The 17438-nt window shown below is 70.1% G+C and carries 19 protein-coding genes; 5 read left to right on the top strand and 14 right to left on the bottom strand.

Translation table 11 applies throughout. The features are described from left to right. Positions 1 to 234: 234 nt before the first annotated feature. The 7 genes from cbiE to AB0I66_RS29355 all read right to left on the bottom strand — a co-directional run bounded on the left by cbiE (position 235) and on the right by AB0I66_RS29355 (position 6908). Positions 235 to 1446 (bottom strand): precorrin-6y C5,15-methyltransferase (decarboxylating) subunit CbiE, encoded by a 1212-nt coding sequence (gene cbiE / locus AB0I66_RS29385; RefSeq protein ID WP_363210960.1) that lies wholly within the window; start codon positions 1444 to 1446, stop codon positions 235 to 237. 118 nt (positions 1447 to 1564) lie between these two features. After that, complete coding sequence (locus tag AB0I66_RS29380) at positions 1565 to 2206, bottom strand: GNAT family N-acetyltransferase (RefSeq protein ID WP_363210959.1); 642 nt, start codon at positions 2204 to 2206, stop codon at positions 1565 to 1567. A gap of 135 nt (positions 2207 to 2341) precedes the next feature. Beyond that, the gene (locus tag AB0I66_RS29375) at positions 2342 to 3166 is read right to left on the bottom strand and encodes a MetQ/NlpA family ABC transporter substrate-binding protein (protein ID WP_363210958.1); all 825 of its coding nucleotides are present in this window, start codon (positions 3164 to 3166) and stop codon (positions 2342 to 2344) included. 2 nt (positions 3167 to 3168) lie between these two features. After that, positions 3169 to 4005, bottom strand: coding sequence for a MetQ/NlpA family ABC transporter substrate-binding protein (locus tag AB0I66_RS29370; RefSeq protein ID WP_363210957.1), 837 nt, complete (start codon positions 4003 to 4005; stop codon positions 3169 to 3171). 56 nt (positions 4006 to 4061) lie between these two features. Then, complete coding sequence (locus tag AB0I66_RS29365; protein WP_363210956.1) at positions 4062 to 4790, bottom strand: methionine ABC transporter permease; 729 nt, start codon at positions 4788 to 4790, stop codon at positions 4062 to 4064. Further along, positions 4787 to 5854 (bottom strand): ATP-binding cassette domain-containing protein, encoded by a 1068-nt coding sequence (locus AB0I66_RS29360; protein WP_363210955.1) that lies wholly within the window; start codon positions 5852 to 5854, stop codon positions 4787 to 4789. Before AB0I66_RS29360 ends, AB0I66_RS29365 begins: the two co-directional genes overlap by 4 nt. A 406-nt stretch (positions 5855 to 6260) precedes the next feature. Next, the gene (locus tag AB0I66_RS29355) at positions 6261 to 6908 is read right to left on the bottom strand and encodes an HAD family hydrolase (RefSeq protein WP_363210954.1); all 648 of its coding nucleotides are present in this window, start codon (positions 6906 to 6908) and stop codon (positions 6261 to 6263) included. Positions 6909 to 7000: 92 nt separating this feature from the next. On the opposite strand from AB0I66_RS29355, the gene AB0I66_RS29350 reads away from it, so the two are divergent. Further along, on the top strand, positions 7001 to 7360 hold the full coding sequence (locus tag AB0I66_RS29350; protein WP_363210953.1) for a hypothetical protein: 360 nt from the start codon (positions 7001 to 7003) through the stop codon (positions 7358 to 7360). 1 nt (position 7361) lies between these two features. Beyond that, a complete protein-coding gene (locus AB0I66_RS29345) occupies positions 7362 to 7787 on the top strand; it encodes a hypothetical protein (RefSeq protein ID WP_363210952.1) in 426 nt (141 codons plus the stop codon). 56 nt (positions 7788 to 7843) lie between these two features. Here AB0I66_RS29345 and AB0I66_RS29340 read toward each other — a convergent pair whose 3' ends face one another. The 3 genes from AB0I66_RS29340 to AB0I66_RS29330 all read right to left on the bottom strand — a co-directional run bounded on the left by AB0I66_RS29340 (position 7844) and on the right by AB0I66_RS29330 (position 10135). Continuing rightward, entirely contained in the window at positions 7844 to 8347 is a 504-nt protein-coding gene (locus AB0I66_RS29340) for a GNAT family N-acetyltransferase (RefSeq protein WP_363210951.1), read from the bottom strand. A 37-nt stretch (positions 8348 to 8384) separates the two neighbouring features. Then, complete coding sequence (locus tag AB0I66_RS29335; RefSeq protein WP_363210950.1) at positions 8385 to 8900, bottom strand: sigma-70 family RNA polymerase sigma factor; 516 nt, start codon at positions 8898 to 8900, stop codon at positions 8385 to 8387. A gap of 74 nt (positions 8901 to 8974) precedes the next feature. Then, complete coding sequence (locus AB0I66_RS29330; RefSeq protein ID WP_363210949.1) at positions 8975 to 10135, bottom strand: glycerophosphodiester phosphodiesterase; 1161 nt, start codon at positions 10133 to 10135, stop codon at positions 8975 to 8977. A gap of 454 nt (positions 10136 to 10589) precedes the next feature. On the opposite strand from AB0I66_RS29330, the gene AB0I66_RS29325 reads away from it, so the two are divergent. Beyond that, entirely contained in the window at positions 10590 to 11210 is a 621-nt protein-coding gene (locus tag AB0I66_RS29325; protein WP_361056899.1) for a lysophospholipid acyltransferase family protein, read from the top strand. A 70-nt stretch (positions 11211 to 11280) separates the two neighbouring features. On the opposite strand, the gene AB0I66_RS29320 is transcribed toward AB0I66_RS29325, so the two are convergent. The 4 genes from AB0I66_RS29320 to argH all read right to left on the bottom strand — a co-directional run bounded on the left by AB0I66_RS29320 (position 11281) and on the right by argH (position 15967). Continuing rightward, positions 11281 to 12822, bottom strand: coding sequence for an MFS transporter (locus AB0I66_RS29320; protein WP_363210948.1), 1542 nt, complete (start codon positions 12820 to 12822; stop codon positions 11281 to 11283). After that, positions 12819 to 13370 (bottom strand): TetR/AcrR family transcriptional regulator, encoded by a 552-nt coding sequence (locus tag AB0I66_RS29315; protein WP_363210947.1) that lies wholly within the window; start codon positions 13368 to 13370, stop codon positions 12819 to 12821. Before AB0I66_RS29315 ends, AB0I66_RS29320 begins: the two co-directional genes overlap by 4 nt. 83 nt (positions 13371 to 13453) lie before the next feature. Further along, positions 13454 to 14428 carry an aldo/keto reductase gene (locus tag AB0I66_RS29310; protein ID WP_363210946.1) on the bottom strand — a complete coding sequence of 325 codons (975 nt, stop codon included), beginning with the start codon at positions 14426 to 14428 and terminating at the stop codon, positions 13454 to 13456. A 108-nt stretch (positions 14429 to 14536) separates the two neighbouring features. Further along, the gene (gene argH, locus AB0I66_RS29305; protein ID WP_363210945.1) at positions 14537 to 15967 is read right to left on the bottom strand and encodes an argininosuccinate lyase; all 1431 of its coding nucleotides are present in this window, start codon (positions 15965 to 15967) and stop codon (positions 14537 to 14539) included. 139 nt (positions 15968 to 16106) lie between these two features. On the opposite strand from argH, the gene AB0I66_RS29300 reads away from it, so the two are divergent. Beyond that, positions 16107 to 16694: a pyridoxamine 5'-phosphate oxidase family protein gene (locus AB0I66_RS29300; protein ID WP_363210944.1), complete on the top strand. Its 588-nt coding sequence runs from the start codon at positions 16107 to 16109 to the stop codon at positions 16692 to 16694. 3 nt (positions 16695 to 16697) lie between these two features. Then, a complete protein-coding gene (locus tag AB0I66_RS29295) occupies positions 16698 to 17411 on the top strand; it encodes a L,D-transpeptidase family protein (RefSeq protein ID WP_363210943.1) in 714 nt (237 codons plus the stop codon). Positions 17412 to 17438 lie beyond the last annotated feature (27 nt).

Genomic DNA, 17438 nt, shown 5'->3' with positions numbered 1-17438 from the left:
CACGCGGCACGAACCGCGTACGGACAACAGGCATTGTCCCGGTCTGGCTGCCACCGCGGCGCCTTGATCCGCAACGGCCCGCTGTGGGCTGCGCCACGTTGCGCGCCCTCCGGTCCTGCCGTACCACACACCCCCCAAAACGGGCGAGCTTTCCGGACATTGACCAACTATTTGCCGGACACTCGGTGCGGTACAACGATCGGCCAGCCTACCCCGCACCATGCGGCAGCAGGGTCACGGGGCGCGATCGGGCAACTGTCCGGAGAGCGCGAAGACCACGGTCCGCTCTCGCTCCGTCCACGCGCGCGTGTCGAGTTCGACGGACTGGAGCAGCGCGCATTCGACGGTGTAGCCGTGCTCCGTCAGGCCCCTGCCGATGAGTTCGGCGGCGTCGCGGGTCGACGCGTGCGTCACGATGCGCGCCGGGCGGCGGTCGGCGACGGCGGAGACCACCTCGGCTCCCCCGCCCCCGATCCGTACGACGTCGGGCTCGGGCAGGTCTTCGAGTACGTGCGGCGCGGTGCCGTGCAGGATGTGCGGCTGCACTCCGAAGTGGCGGGCGATCGCCGTGGTGCGGGCGCAGGCGTCGGGGTCGGCGTCGACGGCGATGACGGCGGCGCCGAAACGTGCCGCCTCCACGGCGAAGGCGCCGCTGCCGCAGCCGATGTCCCAGACCAGGTCGCCCACGCGCGGTCCGATGCGGGCGAGTTGGACGGCCCGCAGCCGGTCGCTCTCGCCCTCGCCGAGCTGGGCGTCGCCGCCGTAGGCAGGGGCGGGCAGCGCCCAGCCGCGCGGGGTGCCCGGGTCGCGGCCGGCGATCCAGCCGGTGTCGGACGCGGCGACCGGGCCGCCGATGACGATGACGACGTTCGGGTCGCGCCAGGTGTGGTCGGCGGCCTTGTCCGAGGTCAGTACGGTGACCTGTTCGCGCTCGGTGCCGAGCTCCTCGCAGATCACGAAGGTGCGGTGCACGCCCTGGAGGAGCAGGCCGAGCTCGGCAGGGCCCGCGCCGGGCGAGGTGAGGACGGCGACCTTGGGGTGCGCGCGGCAGACGTTCACGGCGCGGCGCAGCGTGCGGGGGTGGGCGACCACGACCTCGGCGTCGTCCCAGGGCATCCCGGCGCGGGCGAAGGCCTGGGCGACGGAGGAGACGGCGGGCACCACTTCGACCTCGAGGCCGAATTCGGGGGCGCGCAGCGTGCGGACGACTCCGAAGAACCCGGGGTCGCCGTCGGCGAGGACCACGGCGGTGCCGCGGTGGGCGGCGATGCGGCGGGCGGCCAGGCTCACGCTGCCCAGGCGGATGCGTTCCGCGGCCGGCGGGACCGCGGTGAGCGCGAGGTGGTGGGCGGCGCCCGCGACGAGTGTGGCGGCGCCGAGCGCCGAGCGCGCCGCTGCGGTCAGCGGCGAACCGTCCCAGCCGATCACCGTGACGCGGTCGGCCATCGTCGTCTGTCTCCTGGTTTCTCGCGGATCGTCTGAGAGGCCGGGTGTCGCGTGTAGGGGGCAACCGCGTGCGGCCAGGGGCGAGCGTACCTGGTGGGGGCCTGAGGCGCTTGTGGGGTCAGTTCCAGTCGGAGAAAGCCGTGAACCCGCTGTCGGCGAGCTGCTCGCCGACGCCTTCGAGATCCTCGGGGAGCAGGCTCCACACGATGAGGTCGGTGCGGACCTCGATCCAGCCGCCGAAGGGGTCCCCGCCGTTTCGCGTACGCGCTATCCAAGCGCCCCGCAGGACTCCCTCGCTGATGCAGCCGATCTTCTGCGCGACCTGCTGGGCGGCGGTGTTGTCGGCGGCGGTGCGCAGCTCGATGCGCTCGAAGCGCTGGTCGTTGAAGAGCCACTGGGCGGTGGCGAGCGCCGCCTCCGACGCGTACCCCTCGCCGCGGGCCCAGGGGGCGACGACGTACTTGAGTTCGCAGGAGCGTACGCGCCAGTCGGTGTCGCGCAGTTGCACGATGCCGACCAGGCGCTGGGTGAGGAACTCCGTGACGGCGAGGGCGATGCCGTGGCCCTCGGTGCGCTCGGCGGGCGCGAGGCGGTTGATCCAGGCGCGGGCGTCGTCCTCGGTGTAGGGCTGGGGCACGGAGGTCCAGGCGGTGACCATCTCGTCGTTCATCATCTCCGTGTACGCGGAGACGTCGGCTTCCTCGAACGGGCGCAGCACCAACCGCTCCGTGCTGATGGAGATATCGGGGAAGGTAGTCATGCGCTGCTCCGTAACCTGGAACCCTCGGGCCTGCTGAAGAGCCCAGCATGCAGCATGTCGTCGCGCAAACGCACCACGGGGTCCGCTCCTTCATCAGGAGCGGACCCCGTGGTGGGACCGGAAACGGACTGTGCGTCAGCTCGTTCCGACGGGCAGGACGGAGCCCTTGTACTTGTCCTTGATGAACTGCTTCACCTCGGGTGAAGTGAGCAGTTCGGCCAGCTTCTCGACCCTGGGATCGTCCTCGTCGCCCTTCTTGACGGCGAGCACGTTGTTGTACGGATTGTCCTTGGGCGACTCGAGAAGGATGGCGTCCTTCTTGGGGCTGAGGTCGGCGTCGAGCGCGTAGTTGTTGTTGATGACCGCGGCTTCGACGTCTTCCAGGGAGCGGGGCAACTGGGCGGGTTCCAGCGGCTTGACGGTGAGCTTCTTCGGGTTGGACGTGATGTCCCCGGGGGTGGCGGTCGAACCGGCCCCCTTCTTGAGCCCGATGACGCCCTTGGAGGCGAGGAGTTGCAGCGCCCTGCCTTCGTTGGTGGTGTCGTTCGGGATGGCGACGGTCGCACCGGCGGGCAGCTCGGTGACGTCCTTCGCCTTCTTCGCGTACACCCCCATCGGCGGCAGATAGACCTCGGTCACCGGCGTGAGCTCCGTCTTCTTGGACTTGTTGAAGTCCTCGAGGTACGGGGTGTGCTGGTAGAGGTTGGCGTCGAGGGAGCCTTCCTGGAGCGCGGTGTTCGGCGTGACGTAGTCCGTGAACTCCGTGATCTGGAGGTCGAGTCCCTTCTTCTCCGCGAGGTTCTGCTTGATGTACGTGAGGACCTCGCCGGCCGGGGTCGGGGTGGCGCCGACGGTGAGCGTGTCACCGTCGGCGCCTTCCGAGCCGGATCCGCCGCCGCACGCGGTCAGACCGAGCGTGAGGGCGAGCGCTCCCGCGGCCGCGATGACGGGCCTGCGCATGATCAGAACGCCGCGACGACGGCACCGTCGTACTTGTCGTCGATGAACTTCTTGACCTCGGGCGAGGTGAGGAGCTTGGCGAGCTTCTTCACGCGCGGGTCGTTCTCGTCGCCCTTCTTCACGGCGAGGAAGTTGCCGTAGGGGTTGCCCTTGGCGGGCTCGGCGACGAGGGCGTCCTTGGCCGGGCTGAGCTTGGCCTCAAGCGCGTAGTTGCCGTTGATCACCGCGGCGTCGACGTCACCGAGGGAGCGGGGCACCTGGGCCGCCTCGATCTCCTTGAACTTGAGGTTCTTCGGGTTCTTCGAGACGTCCTTGGGGGTGGCCTCGTAGCCGACGCCCTTCTTGAGCTCGATCAGGCCGTTCTCGGCCAGGAGCTTGAGCGCGCGGGCCTCGTTGGTGGTGTCGTTCGGCAGGGCGACCGTTGCGCCGTTCTTCAGGTCGTCGAGCTTCTTGACGCTCTTGGAGTAGACGCCGAGCGGCTCCAGGTGCACCGTCGCGTTCGGGACGGGCACGATGTCCGTGCCGTTCTTCTTGTTGAAGTCGTCCAGGTACGGCTTGTGCTGGAAGTAGTTGGCGAAGACCTCGCCCTGCTCGACGGCGGTGTTGGGCGTGACGTAGTCGGTGAACTCCTTCACCTCCAGGTCGAGGCCGGCCTTCTTGGCGAGGTTCTTCTGGACGTAGTCGAGGATCTCGCCCTGCGGCGTGGGAGTGGCGGCGACGATGAGCTTGCCGTCCTTGTCTCCCGCGGCGGAGCCCTTGTCGGAGCCGCAGGCGGAGAGCCCGAGGGTGAGGGCTCCGGCGGCGAGGACAGCGGTGGTGATCTTGGCGGTGTTACGCACGAAAAGTGCCTTTCTCCATGGGTGGTACGCCCCGCGATGGGGTGTGCGGGGTGGGTTCAGACCGACGGGGTCGGGGGCGGCGTCTTGAGCTTGAGCAGCCGCAGCTTGGGGGCGGCGCCCGAGTGGCCGCCGCGTCGGTGCAGCCTGCGGGCCGCGTAGTCGCCCGCGAACTGGATGATCGAGATGACGACGGCGAGGACACCGACGGTGATCCACATCAGCTCGGTCTCGAAGCGCTGGTAGCCGTAGCGGATGGCGATGTCGCCGAGGCCGCCCGCGCCGACGGCGCCGGTGATGGCCGAGTAGCCGATGATCGTGACGATCGTCGTGGTGGTGCTGGAGATCAGCGAGGGCAGCGACTCCGGCACGAGGACCTTGCGCACGACGGTCCAGGTGTTGCCGCCCATCGACTGCACGGCCTCGACGAGGCCGCCGTCGACCTCACGCACCGCGGTCTCCACGAGCCGCGCGAAGAACGGCGTCGCGCCGATCGCGAGCGGCACGATGGCGGCCTCGCGGCCGATCGTCGTACCCGTGATCCAGCGCGTGAAGCCCATCAGGGCGACCATGAGGATGATGAAGGGCATCGAGCGCGCGATGTTCACGATCTGCCCGATGAGCTTGTTCAGGACCGTGTTCTGCAGCAGCCCGCCGCGGTCGGTGAGGACCAGCAGGATGCCGAGCGGCAGTCCGGCGACGACGGCTATCAGCGTCGACCAGCCGACCATGTAGAGGGTGTCCCAACAGGCCTGCTCCAGCAGGGGCTGCATCTCCGACCAGGTCACTTGGCACCTTCCTTGACCAGCAGCGTGGCGTCCTTCGGCGTGGCGGTGCCTGCTACGGGCGCTTCGCCCGTGACGTCCACCTGCAGTCCCTGCTCGCGCAGGAAGCCGATCGGCACGACGTTCTCCTCGAAGCGTCCCGGCAGCTCGATGCGCATCCGGCCGACCTGCTTGCCCGCGACGGTGTCCATCGCGGCCCCGAGGATCGAGATGTCGATGTTGTACGTGCGCGAAAGCTGCGAGATGACCGGCTGGGTCGCGGCCTCGCCGTGGAAGGTCACGTCGACGACGGTGCGGTCGGCCCCCGTGGCCGCGCCGCTGACCGGGAAGAGCGCGGCGGCCAGCTCAGAGCCGGGCGTCGCGAGCAGCTCGGTGACGGTGCCGGACTCGACGATCTTGCCGTTCTCCATGAGGGCGGCGGAGTCGCAGACGCTCTTGACGACGTCCATCTCGTGCGTGATCAGCAGGACGGTCAGGCCGAGCTGCTGGTTGAGGTCGCGCAGGAGCCGGAGGATGGAGCGGGTGGTCTCCGGGTCCAGGGCGCTGGTCGCCTCGTCCGAGAGCAGCACCTTCGGGTCGCCGGCGAGCGCGCGGGCGATGCCGACGCGCTGCTTCTGGCCGCCGGAGAGCTGCGCCGGGTAGGACTTCGCCTTGTCGGCGAGGCCGACCAGGTCGAGCAGTTCGAGCGCCTTGCGGGAGCGCTCGGCGCCGCTGAGGCCGAGGATCTCCAGGGGCAGCTCGATGTTGTCCTTGACGGTGCGCGAGGACAGCAGGTTGAAGTGCTGGAAGACCATGCCGATGCGGCTGCGCGCCCGGCGCAGGTCCTTGCTCGCGCGGCTGCCGCGCCCCGCGAGGGCGGTGAGGTCCTGGCCGCCGACGCTGACGGTGCCGGCGGTGGGACGCTCCAGGAGGTTCACGCAGCGGATCAGCGAGGATTTGCCGGCGCCGGACTGGCCGATGACGCCGTACACCTCGCCTTCGCGGACATGCAGATCGACGCCGTCGAGGGCAGTTACTTCACGACCGCGTGAGCGGTAGACCTTGGTGAGGCCGGAAGTGGTGATCACAGGGGTTTCCGTCACTGTCGAGTGCGCGGCGCGGTTTTCGCCGGGCACGGGGCATTCGTGGGGAACGCGGCACGGTTTCTCGCGGTGGCGAAAGGAACCGGAGGAGGTGTGCGCGGGGCAGGCTCGCTTCCTACGTCTCGTCCGCCGGTAAGGCGTACGTCGCACAGGGGCGCGGCACAGCGGCTTCGCTTCGGGGCGCGATGCTCAGGGGTGGTGCGGGGGCCCTCAGAAGGCGCACATTCGACACATACAACGAGCACCGGGCGTCGTGATCGCCTCGGTCGCAGGGGTGCGGCTGCTCGTCGTGGTCATGTGGACCAGTAAAACACGCGTGCGGTCACGCACCGCCACGGCTGTCCGGTATACGGACAGCCGGTGGACAGGTGCGGCCGCCCGGGGTGGCTGCTCAGTCCGCGACGGTGATCTGCACGCCGCCCTCGCCGGCCTGTGCGGACACGGCCGAGAGGTCCTTTACGACGACGTCGGCGGTGAGCTCGCCGGCGGTGTGCGTTGTGGCCAACGCCACGGTGGTCATGCCGGCCGCGCGTCCCGCCGTGAGACCCGCGGGCGCATCCTCGAAGACCACGCAGCGCGCCGGGTCGACGCCCAGTTTCGCTGCCGCGAGCAGGAAGGGCTCCGGGTCGGGCTTGCCGCGCGTGATGTCGTCGGCGGCGATCACGGTCCTGGCGTCGATGCCGACCTCCGCGAGCCGGGCATCGGCGAGGCGCCGCCCGGCGGAGGTGACGACGGCCCAGCGCTCGGGGGGCAGGGATGCGAGCAGCTCACGGGTGCCGGGCAGCAGCACGACGCCGCCCGCGACGTCCGAGACCTCGAGCTCCTCGATGCGGGCGACGGCCTCGGCCACGCGCTCGGCGGGCAGCATGTCGGCGATGATCTCGGCGGCGGGACGCCCGTGCAGCTCGACCTCGGCGAACTCCTCGGCGGTGATCCCGTACTCCTGCGCCAGGCGCGTCCAGCAGCGGTACACCGACTCCATCGAGGAGATGAGGGTGCCGTCGTTGTCGAACAGGAGCGCTTCAGCGTGGATCTTCATGGTGTCCGAGCGTACGGGTCATCCCCGGGGCAGGCGCATGGGGCCTTAGGGGTGCGCGCATCGGGTCATAGGGCCCGTAATAAAGTCACGGCATGCTTGTTGCCCTGACGATCGCGACCGCCGTGGCCGCGCTCGCGCTCGCCGCGTGGTGCGGCTTCGCCGCCTACCGGGACCAGCCGACCAAGGACTGGCACTTCATCGGCATGGGCGTGGTGACCTTCCTGGCCACGGTCCAGCTGATCGTGGGCATCGTCCAGCTGGCCCGGGGCGAGAAGCCCGAGCAGGGCATGACGATCTTCATCGCGTATCTGATCGGTTCCTTCGCCTGCGTCCCGGCGGCGGGCTTCATGTCCCTGGCCGAGCGCACCCGCTGGGGCTCCATCACGGTCGCCGCGGGTGGCGTGGTCCTCGCCGTGCTCCAGGTACGGCTCTACGACATCTGGGGAGGCTGAGGTGACGGTGACCGAACCCGAGCGGCAACAGCAGAGGCTGATCACCGGGCCGGGCATTCTCCTGGTGTGGCTGTACGGGGTGATGGTGGTCGGCGCCGTGTCGCGCTCGGCCGTGCAGATCTCGGCGGACTTCCACAAGGCCCCGCTCGCGTACACGCTGTCCGCGCTCGCGGGTCTCGTCTACGGCTTCATCACGTACTCGCTCGTGCGCGGCGGCGAGAAGGCCCGCAGGGCGGCGCTGGTGTGCTGCGCCGCCGAGCTGGTGGGCGTCCTGGCGGTGGGGACGTGGACGCTCGTCGAGCCGTCCGCCTTCCCCGACGCCACGGTGTGGTCGGACTTCGGGATGGGCTATCTGTTCATCCCGGTGATCCTGCCGGTCACCGCGATCTTCTGGCTGAACAAGGCGCGGAGGAAGAGCGCCCCGTAGGGGCGCGGGGAACTGCGCGACCAGCCACGGCCGGCCCGCAGTCGCCCGGCGTGCGCTCAGACGCTGGCCGCGTAGGCGCTCGCGCCGTCCTCCTTGGAGAGCGTGACCAGCGTCAGCCGTTCGTTCACCTGTTGGGCGCCCACCGCCACGTACCCGTGCTTGCGGTAGAGCTGGAGGTTCTGTTCGCTGCGGTGGCCGCTGGAGAGCTGGAAGCACTTGGCGGTGCCGCCCGCGCCCAGGCGTCCCTCTATCGCGTTCAGGAGCCGGCCGCCCAGGCCGTGGCGCTGCATCCTGGGGTGGACGACGAGCTTCTCGATCCGCGCCGTTCCGTCGGTGTCGACCGTGCCGCGCACCGACGCGACCACCTCGTCCCCGAGGCGGGCCACCAGCACGTTCCCGGTGGTCAGTTCGGCCTTGATGGAGTCGAGGGACTGCGTGAGCGGCTCGATCGAATAATCGCCGTACAGCTCGGCCTCGCTCTGGTAGCACAGGTACTGCAGTTTGAGGATCTTCTCGGCGTCCTGTCCGCCCGCCTCCGAGATGGTCACGCTCATGCCCATGTGTGCATGCCTCCCGCTCACCTGCTCCGCCGGTTGTCTATCGCTCCATTCCCCGCGGGTCAGGAGCTGCAACCTCCGCCGCGAGCATTCTGCGCAGGCATCCCAGGCAACGGGAACGTTCAGGCCCCAGGCTGCCCTGTGACATTCCCAACTCACCTGCGATCTCCCGGTAGGTGAGGTCCTTGGGGGACAGCAGCGCCGCCATGAGACCGGGGCACCGTCCGGGCAGCTTGCGCACCGCCGCGTGCAGGGTGCGGTCGCGGTCGGCCCGCAGGGCGCGCTGCTCGGGTCCGCACTCGGAGTCGTCGGTGGGTTCGGCCGCGTACGCCACCTCGCGCTCCTGCGTACGCCGGCTGCGGCGCGCCTCGGAGGCGACGGCGGCGCGCAGCCAGGTGGCCGGGTCGGCGGGTGGGTCGGCGGCGTCCATGCGTTCGAGCAGGCGCAGCCAGACGGCCTGCTCCAGGTCACCGGGGTCGGCGCCGGAGCCATGCGCCGCGGCGGAGGCCTCCGCGGCGAGGAGCGGGCGCAGCGTGGGGATGAGCGAGTGAGTCATGCAGGGCGTGACGCGGCCGCCCCGGCAGGAGGTTGCCGGGGCGGGCGTCTGTCACCCCAACCGGGGCCGGGCGGTCAGCCGTTGACGAAGTCCTCGCGGGCGAGCAGCGCGGTGTCGCAGTTGTCGGAGAAGATCCCGTCGATGCCCGTCTCGAAGTACGCCTTGAAGGCCCCGAAGGCGTCGCCGTAGGCGTTCGGGTCGGTGCCCTTCCTGAAGTTCGCGGGCAGGAAGGTGTTCTCGTTGCGCATCGTGTACGGGTGCAGGATCAGGCCCGCCTTGTGCGCGTCCTTGACCAGGGTGGTCGGGGTGCCGAGGCTGCCGTCCGGCTTCCTGGGGATGATGAGGTCGAGCGTGGGGCCGATGCCCTGCGCGAACGACGCCATCCACTTCAGGCCCTCGGGCTTGATGAGGTCGGCGACGGTGCGCGGGTCGCCCGCCTCGACGAAGTCCCAGGGACGGGAGCTCGCGCCGGACAGGAGCACCACGAGCGGCGGGTCGACCAGCTTGTTCAGGCGCTGGATGCTGCTGGGCTCGAAGGACTGCAGGAAGTTGGGCGAGCTCTTCTTGTGCCGGCCGTACTTGCGGAGCAGCTTGGCGAGCGGCTCCTCGAGGCCCAGGCCCAGCTTGCGGAAGTACGTGGGGTGCTTGGTCTCGATGTGCAGCCAGACCCGCTTGCCGCGCTCACGGCCCTGCTTGTCGGCCCACCGGAAGACTTCCTCCAGAGTCGGCACGTCCCAGCGGCCGTCATAGAGGGTGTTGCGCTGGCGGGTGCCGGGGATGCGCTCCTTGGCGCGCAGCGTCTTCAGCTCGGCGAGCGTGAAGTCCTCGGTGAACCAGCCGGTGAGCGAGGTGCCGTCCACGGACTTGGTGGTCTTGCGGGACGCGAACTCGGGGTGCGCGGCGACGTCGGTCGTCGCGGTGATGTCGTTCTCGTGACGGCATACGAGATGGCCGTCCTTGGTGGGCACGATGTCCTGCTCGATGACGTGCGCACCCATGTCGAGGGCGAGCTGGTACGCGCCGAGCGTGTGCTCGGGGCGGTAGCCGCTGGCGCCGCGGTGCGCGACGACCGTGGGCACCGGCAGGTCTCTGTGCCCGTGCCTGGCGTCGGCTCTCGCCACGCCGGGCAGCCCCACGACGGCCGTGCCCGCCCCGAGGACCGCCGCTCCCAGTACCGCGCGTCGCCCCGGGCTCCGCTCCCCCGACCCCGACCGACCCGACTTCTGTGTGGCCATTGAGCGCTCCTCCCGATGTACTGCCTTGCACCTGACAAAGCGGCACGATCGTAGGTGGCCGCACGTGACGGACGGGAGACCCTGGACCGAACGTAAGGGTGACGCCGGATGGCGACTGGTGTGCGGGGTGGGGTCCTTTCGGTGGGCATCGGTGCGGCGCGTACGCCCGGAACTCCGTGGCAGCGCGTGACCTCGGTGCGTGACAAGGACCACTAGGACGCGCCACATGGGGCACACGGGGATAACGTCATCACAGGGAGAGCGGTTCGAGGGCTACACCACGCACCTGCATGTCAACTCTGCGTATCCAGTGCGTGAACCCGATGTGCGGTGAGCGTGGACCCGCGAGTATCGTCCTCACCTGCACATACTCGTCGTCGACCCGTTGACACCGGAGGGCCCGTTGTCCCGTCTCGCGCTCATCAAGGCTGTGCTCGGACCGATCTTGCGTCTGATGTTCCGCCCTCGGGTGGAAGGCGCCGAGAACATTCCGGGCACTGGCCCGGTCATCATGGCCGGAAATCACCTCACGTTCATCGACTCGATGATCATGCCCCTCGTCTGCCCGCGCCCCGTGTACTTCATCGGCAAGGACGAGTACGTCACGGGCAAGGGGCTCAAGGGCCGCCTGATGGCCTGGTTCTTCACCGGCTCCGGAATGATCCCCGTGGACCGCGACGGCGGCCACGGCGGTGTCGCCGCGCTGATGACCGGGCGACGCGTCCTGGAGGAGGGCAAGCTCTTCGGCATCTACCCCGAAGGCACCCGCTCCCCTGACGGCCGCCTCTACCGCGGCCGTACGGGCATCGCCCGGCTCACCCTCATGACCGGGGCGCCCGTCGTCCCCTTCGCGATGATCGGCACGGACAAGCTCCAGCCCGGCGGCAAGGGCCTGCCGCGTCCGGGCCGCGTGACGGTGCGCTTCGGTGAGCCGATGGAGTTCTCGCGCTACGAGGGCATGGACCGCGACCGCTATGTGCTGCGCGCCGTGACGGACTCCGTGATGACGGAGGTCATGCAGCTCTCCGGCCAGGAGTACGTGGACATGTACGCCACAAAGGCGAAAGCCGCCTGACGGTACGTGACGCACGAAGGAGGGCCGTACCCCACGGGGTACGGCCCTCCTTCGTGTCAGCAGTCAACGACTAGTGCTCGACGCCGTCCTCCAGCTTTGAGCCCTTCAGGAGGAACCATGCCGCCACCGCCGTGGCGATGAGTACTCCCGCGCCCACGCCCGCCGCCAGGCGCAGGCCGTCGACGAAGGCGTCCTGGGCCGAGGTCAGCATGGCCTGGGCCTCGTGGGCGGGGAGGCTCGCGGAGGATTCCACCGCGCCGCCCAGTGACTCGTGCGCGGCCGAGGCCACCTCGGGCGGGGTGCCCGCCGGGGCGGTGAAGTCGCGGTAGACGCCGGTGACGATGGAGCCGAGCAGGGCGATGCCCAGGGCGGCGCCCAGTTCGTACGCCGTCTCCGAGACCGCGGACGCGGAACCGGCCTGCTCCTTGGGCACGCTGGAGAGGATGACGTCGGCGGTCACCGTGAACGAGAAGCCCGCGCCGATGCCGACGACCAGGAGCGAGGCGCCGAGCAGCGGATAGCCGGTGCTCTGTTCCAGCGTGGTGAGCGCCGCCAACGCGATGCCCACCGCCGCGAGTCCGCCGGCCACCACCGCGCGCACGGAGAACCGCCGCGCGACCATGCCCGCGATCAGACCGGCCGCCACCGCGCCCACCGCGGCCGGCAGTTCGGCCAGGCCCGCCTCGAACGGCCGCCGCCCCTGGACCAGTTGCAGGAACTGGGAGAGGAAGAAGACCAGGCCCGAGAGCCCGAGCACGGTGAGGAGATCGGCGAGGACCGCCCCGGAGAACCCGCGGTTGCGGAAGAGACGCATGTCCAGGAGAGGCGCCGGCAGGGTGAGCTGGCGTCGCACGAACCAGGTGAGCGCCGCCACGCCGAGCACGGCCGACGCCCCGATGTCCCAGCGGATGCCGTGCGCCGCCGCCTCCTTGATGGCGTACACGACGGCGATCATGCCGATGAGCGAGAGCAAGACGCTGATCAGGTCCCACGGGCCCGGCGCCGGGTTCTTCGACTCGGGCAGCAGCTTGATGCCGACGACGACCAGGACCGCCATCACCGGCAGGTTGATCAGGAAGACCGAGCCCCACCAGAAGTGTTCGAGCAGGAAACCGCCGACGACTGGACCGACGGCCGCACCGGCCGACGCCATCGCGCCCCAGATGCCGACCGCGAGGCTGCGCTCGCGGGGGTCGTGGAAGATGTTGCGGATCAGCGCGAGCGTGGACGGCATCAGCGTCGCACCCGCCACGCCGAGCAGCGCGCGGGCCAGCATGAGCATCTCGGGCGTGGTCGCGTAGGCGTTCAGGACCGAGACCGCGCCGAAGGCGACGGCGCCGATCAGCAGGAGCTTCTTGCGGCCGATGCGGTCACCGAGGCTGCCCATCGAGACCAGCAGACCCGCGATGACGAACGAGTAGATGTCGCCGATCCACAGCAGCTGCGTGCCGGTCGGCTTGAGGTCCTCGCTGATGTACGGCGTGGCGAGGCCGAGCACCGTCGCGTCCACGGCGACGAGCAGCACGGCCAGGACCAGCACGGCGAGCGCGAGCCAGCGGCCGGGGCTGCGCTCGACCTCCGCCGACGCGGTCCGCTGTTCGATGCTGGTCATGGTTCCACTCTCCGTTGTGCGCCGCCGATCAGCAGCTCGGCGATCATGTGTGTGAAGTCCTTGGCGGCCACGCGGCCGTCCAGTACGGCCCAGGCGCCCGCGCCGATGAGGCCGTACAGCGCCTCCGTGAGCCAGACGGGGCTCAGGTCGATGCGGAACTCTCCGCTCTCCTGGCCGCGCCGGAAGAGCGCGCCGATGCTGTCGTCGAGCCGGGACCAGCCCTCGTGCTGGGCGTCGTCCTCGAACAGCTGGTTCTCGGTGACGAGGAACGCGAGCAGCCCTGCGGCCGGCTGGATCTCTTTCACCAGGCGGCGCAGCGCCTCCTGGGCGCTGTCCTCGCCGAGCCTGGCCGCCTCAAGGGCGGCCTCGCACTCCTGGATGCCGAGCTCCTCCAGGGCGCGCACGAGGGCGTCGCGCCCGGCGAAGTGGCGGTGCAGGGTGGCACGGCTAATCCCCGCCGCGCGCGCCACTTCGTCCATCGTGGCCGAGCCCTTGCGGGTGAGGAGCGCCGCGGCGCTGCGCAGCACCTGATCGCGATCGACTGACATGAGACAACCATAAGCCACGTGAGACATTTTTGTCTCACGAGATACGTGCGCCTCTCAGCGGAGGGGCGGCCTCCGGGGTTTTCTCAGTGCCAGGGCAGCTGCCCGCGCCGCTCCCAGTACGCGGCGGGCTCCTCCACCAGCCCCGCGAGCCGCTCCAGCTGCCCGGCATCGAGGTCCACGGCCGCCGCGTGCAGGTTGGAGACGAGCTGGACTGAGGTGGCGGCGCCGGAGAGGACCACGCCCGCCCACGGCTGCCGGAGCACCAGGGCCAGGGCGACGGCGTCACAGCCGAGCCCGGTGGCCTCGGCGATCTCGCGCAGGGCGGCGGGAGCCTGCGGACCGGCGAGGCGGCCGTTCGCCATGGCCTCCTTGACGAGCACGGTGAGCCCCGCGTCATGGGCCTCGGCGAGCGCGGGGCCCGCCGATGTCTCCAGGGCGTTGTACGTCGCCTGGACCGTGCGGAAGAGCGGTTCGCCGTCTACGGTCACTTCGAGTGCGGCGCGGATCGCGGACGCCTGCCGAGGACCGCTGACGGAGAGTCCGACCGTCACACCCGTGGACGCCAACTCGGCCAGCCTGGCCTGCAGTTCCTTGTCCGTGAGGGCGGGGCTCTCCGGAGTCACGGAGTGGATCTGATAGAGGTCGAGGCGTTCACCGAGCAGCTGGGCGCTCTCCTCGCGCTGACGGACGTACGCGGCGAGGCTGTGGTCCTTGACCTCGTGCGGGCCCGCGGCGTCGGCGTTCCACGCGGCCGTGTACGTGTACCCCCACTTGCTGCCGATCACGACGTCGTGGATGTCGGGCCTGGCGTTCAGCCAGTCGGCGAGGAACTCCTCGGAGCGGCCGTAGGAGCGCGCCACGTCGATGTACCGCACGCCCAACGCGTAGGCGGCGTCCAGGAGTTCGAGGCTGCGTTCGCGCAAGGCCTCGACGCTGCGGGAGGGCGGCAGGTCGGCGTCGCGGCCGAGCGTGATGTAGCCGGGCCTGCCGACGGCGGCCAGGCCGAAGCCGATGTGGGCGGTGGGGGTGGTTGCTGTGGCCAGACGCGAGAAAGGCATCGCGGGCTCCGTTCGGTCGGCTCCTTCGGCTTCTTGCGAAGAACGACCAACGTAACCCGCGATGCCCACGTCAACGCGGCACGCGCCACCCCTACTGCGTTCCCGGCGTCACTTACGCGCCGCGGCCCACTCCTGCTGGGCCGTCAGACCGGCCTTGACCTCGGCGAGCTGGGCGGCCACGGCCGAGGGGGCGGTGCCGCCACGGCCGTCGCGGGACGCCAGGGCGCCGGGGACGTTCAGGACGGTGCGGACCTCGGGGGTCAGGTGCTCGGAGATCTTGGCGAACTGCTCGTCCGTGAGCTGGTCGAGCTCGATGCCGTGCGCCTCGCACTCCTTGACGCACTCGCCCGCGACCTCGTGCGCGACACGGAACGGCACACCCTGCTTGACCAGCCACTCGGCGATGTCCGTGGCGAGCGAGAAGCCGGCCGGGGCCAGCTCCTCCATGCGCTCGCGGTGCACGGTGAGCGTCGCCATCATGCCGGTGAAGGCGGGGAGCAGGACCTCGAGCTGGTCGCAGGAGTCGAAGACCGGCTCCTTGTCCTCCTGGAGGTCGCGGTTGTACGCGAGCGGAAGCGCCTTGAGCGTGGCCATCAGGCCCGTCAGGTTGCCGATGAGCCGCCCGGACTTGCCGCGCGCCAGCTCGGCGATGTCCGGATTCTTCTTCTGCGGCATGATCGACGAGCCGGTCGAGAAGGCGTCGTGGAGCGTGACGAAGGAGAACTCCTTCGTGTTCCAGAGGATGATCTCCTCGGCGATCCGGGAGAGGTTCACGCCGATCATCGCGGTGATGAAGGCGAACTCCGCCGCGAAGTCACGGGACGCCGTCCCGTCGATGGAGTTGGCGGCCGAGCCGTGCTCGAAGCCGAGGTCCGCGGCGACGGCCTCCGGGTCGAGGCCGAGCGAGGATCCCGCGAGCGCGCCCGAGCCGTACGGCGACACGGCCGTCCGCTCGTCCCACTGCCGCAGGCGTTCCGCGTCCCGGGAGAGGGACTGGACGTGCGCGAGGACGTGGTGCGCGAAGAGCACGGGCTGGGCGTGCTGGAGGTGCGTACGGCCGGGCATGGCGACGTCGGGGTGCGCCTCGGCGAGGCCGACGAGCGCGCCCTGGAGGTCGGCGATCAGGCCGCCGATGATTCGGGCGTGATCCCGCAGGTACATGCGGAAGAGCGTCGCCACCTGGTCGTTGCGCGAACGGCCCGCGCGCAGCTTGCCGCCGAGGTCCGGGCCGAGCCGCTCCAGGAGGCCGCGCTCCAGGGCGGTGTGGACGTCCTCGTCGGCGATGGTGCCCACGAAGGAGCCGTCGGCCACGTCGGCCTCGAGCCGGTCGAGGCCGCCCAGCATGCGGGTCAGCTCGTCCTCGGTGAGCAGCCCCGCCTTGTGGAGCACGCGCGCGTGGGCGCGGGACCCGGCGATGTCGTACGGCGCGAGGCGCCAGTCGAAGTGGACCGACGCCGACAGCTTGGCCAGGGCCTCGGCCGGGCCGTCCGCGAACCGGCCGCCCCAGAGCCGGACGTCACCGCCGTTGTTGCTGCTCACTTCACGTACTCCTTAGCCTGCAATCGCCGTCATGCATGAGTATGCAGAACTCCGTATGTTTCGTCAATCCAGCCCTGGAGGCGGGGTGGCGCATGAAGTCATTAGACAGGCGAAGTATCTCGGCGAATAATCCCTGGTCATGGGAAAGACTCACGCACGCATCGACGGCAGACTCCGCTCCTTCATCGAGGCTCAGCCCGTCTTCTTCACCGCCACCGCGCCACTGGCGGACGACGGCACGATCAACCTCTCCCCCAAAGGCCTCACCGGCTCCCTCGCCGTCATCGACGATCTCACCATCGCCTACCTGGACTTCGCGGGCAGCAACGCGGAGACGGTCGCGCATCTGCGGGAGAACGGCCGCATCACCCTGATGTGGACCGCCTTCCAGGGACCGCCGAACATCGTCCGGGTGCACGGGCGCGGCGAACCCGTCTTCCGCGACGACCCGCGCTGGGCTGAGCTGCTCGGGCACTTCCCCGACATAGACCCGACGCCGCACGGCCTGCGCGCCATCATCGTCGTGACGGCCGAACTCATCCGTGACACCTGCGGATACGCCGTGCCCTTCATGTCGTACGACGAGGACCGCGACCTGCACGCCAAGCGCTTCGCCCGCGAGGACGACGCGTCGCTGAACGCCTACTTCAGCAAGAAGGAGTACATCGCACAGAGCATCGACGGCCTGCCGGGCCTTCCGCTGCCCTTGCCCCCGACTACGGTCTGAGCCATGCGCCCCCGTGCCGCCGTCCTCGCCTCCGCAGCCGCCCTCGTGCTCGCCGTCACCGGAACCCTCGGGGCCGCGCCGGGCGTGATCCCGCCGCTGCCGGACCGCATGGCCGACACGGGCGGCGGCAGCCAGCTCATCACCGCCGAGGCCGCCCGCACCGGCTCCACCACCGGCACCGTCACCTGGTGGGACCGGCGCGGCGGGCAGTGGACGAAGACCGGGTCGGCGGCGGCACGCTTCGGCGCGAACGGCCTGGCGGAGGGCGGCTCCCGCAAGCAGGGGACGAACACGACCCCCACCGGGCTCTTCGGCCTCCCGTACGCCTTCGGGCTCAGGGCGGAGCCGTCGGGCACGGCCTATCCGTACCGCCGGATCACGAAGGACTCCTGGTGGTGCCAGGACAACGACTCCCGCTCCTACAACCGCTGGACCCAGCCCCGCCCCGCCGACTGCCGCGCCGCCGAGTCCGAGCACCTCATCACGTACGACCCCCAGTACACGCACGCCCTCGTGATCGGCTTCAACTACGACCGCCCGGTGCGCGGCCGCGGCGCCGGGATCTTCCTGCACGTCAACGGCCGCGGGGCGACGGCGGGTTGCGTGTCCGTGCCGGGCGAGGCCATGGCCCGCATCCTGAACTGGGCCGAGCCGGACCGGCGGCCGCACATGGCGATCGGGACGGCGTCGGGGGCGACCGACATCACGCGGTACTGAGCGGCTGCACCAGACTGCCCGTCCGCG

The organism is Streptomyces sp. NPDC050439 (genome assembly GCF_040655335.1).
Lineage (GTDB): Bacteria > Actinomycetota > Actinomycetes > Streptomycetales > Streptomycetaceae > Streptomyces.
The sequence above is the reverse complement of the archived record's forward strand: the minus strand, read 5'-3'. Positions and strand labels throughout refer to the sequence as shown.

Excerpts from the sequence above, each read along its gene's own strand:
- AB0I66_RS29300 (WP_363210944.1), top strand. The coding sequence starts at position 16,107 with ATGGGAAAGACTCACGCACGCATCGACGGCAGACTCCGCTCCTTCATC.
- AB0I66_RS29330 (WP_363210949.1), bottom strand. The coding sequence starts at position 10,135 with ATGGCCACACAGAAGTCGGGTCGGTCGGGGTCGGGGGAGCGGAGCCCG.
- AB0I66_RS29325 (WP_361056899.1), top strand. The coding sequence starts at position 10,590 with ATGTTCCGCCCTCGGGTGGAAGGCGCCGAGAACATTCCGGGCACTGGC.
- AB0I66_RS29295 (WP_363210943.1), top strand. The coding sequence starts at position 16,698 with ATGCGCCCCCGTGCCGCCGTCCTCGCCTCCGCAGCCGCCCTCGTGCTC.
- AB0I66_RS29315 (WP_363210947.1), bottom strand. The coding sequence starts at position 13,370 with ATGTCAGTCGATCGCGATCAGGTGCTGCGCAGCGCCGCGGCGCTCCTC.
- AB0I66_RS29335 (WP_363210950.1), bottom strand. The coding sequence starts at position 8,900 with ATGACTCACTCGCTCATCCCCACGCTGCGCCCGCTCCTCGCCGCGGAG.
- AB0I66_RS29380 (WP_363210959.1), bottom strand. The coding sequence starts at position 2,206 with ATGACTACCTTCCCCGATATCTCCATCAGCACGGAGCGGTTGGTGCTG.
- AB0I66_RS29350 (WP_363210953.1), top strand. The coding sequence starts at position 7,001 with ATGCTTGTTGCCCTGACGATCGCGACCGCCGTGGCCGCGCTCGCGCTC.
- AB0I66_RS29340 (WP_363210951.1), bottom strand. The coding sequence starts at position 8,347 with ATGGGCATGAGCGTGACCATCTCGGAGGCGGGCGGACAGGACGCCGAG.
- AB0I66_RS29320 (WP_363210948.1), bottom strand. The coding sequence starts at position 12,822 with ATGACCAGCATCGAACAGCGGACCGCGTCGGCGGAGGTCGAGCGCAGC.
- AB0I66_RS29310 (WP_363210946.1), bottom strand. The coding sequence starts at position 14,428 with ATGCCTTTCTCGCGTCTGGCCACAGCAACCACCCCCACCGCCCACATC.
- AB0I66_RS29355 (WP_363210954.1), bottom strand. The coding sequence starts at position 6,908 with ATGAAGATCCACGCTGAAGCGCTCCTGTTCGACAACGACGGCACCCTC.
- cbiE (WP_363210960.1), bottom strand. The coding sequence starts at position 1,446 with ATGGCCGACCGCGTCACGGTGATCGGCTGGGACGGTTCGCCGCTGACC.
- AB0I66_RS29375 (WP_363210958.1), bottom strand. The coding sequence starts at position 3,166 with ATGCGCAGGCCCGTCATCGCGGCCGCGGGAGCGCTCGCCCTCACGCTC.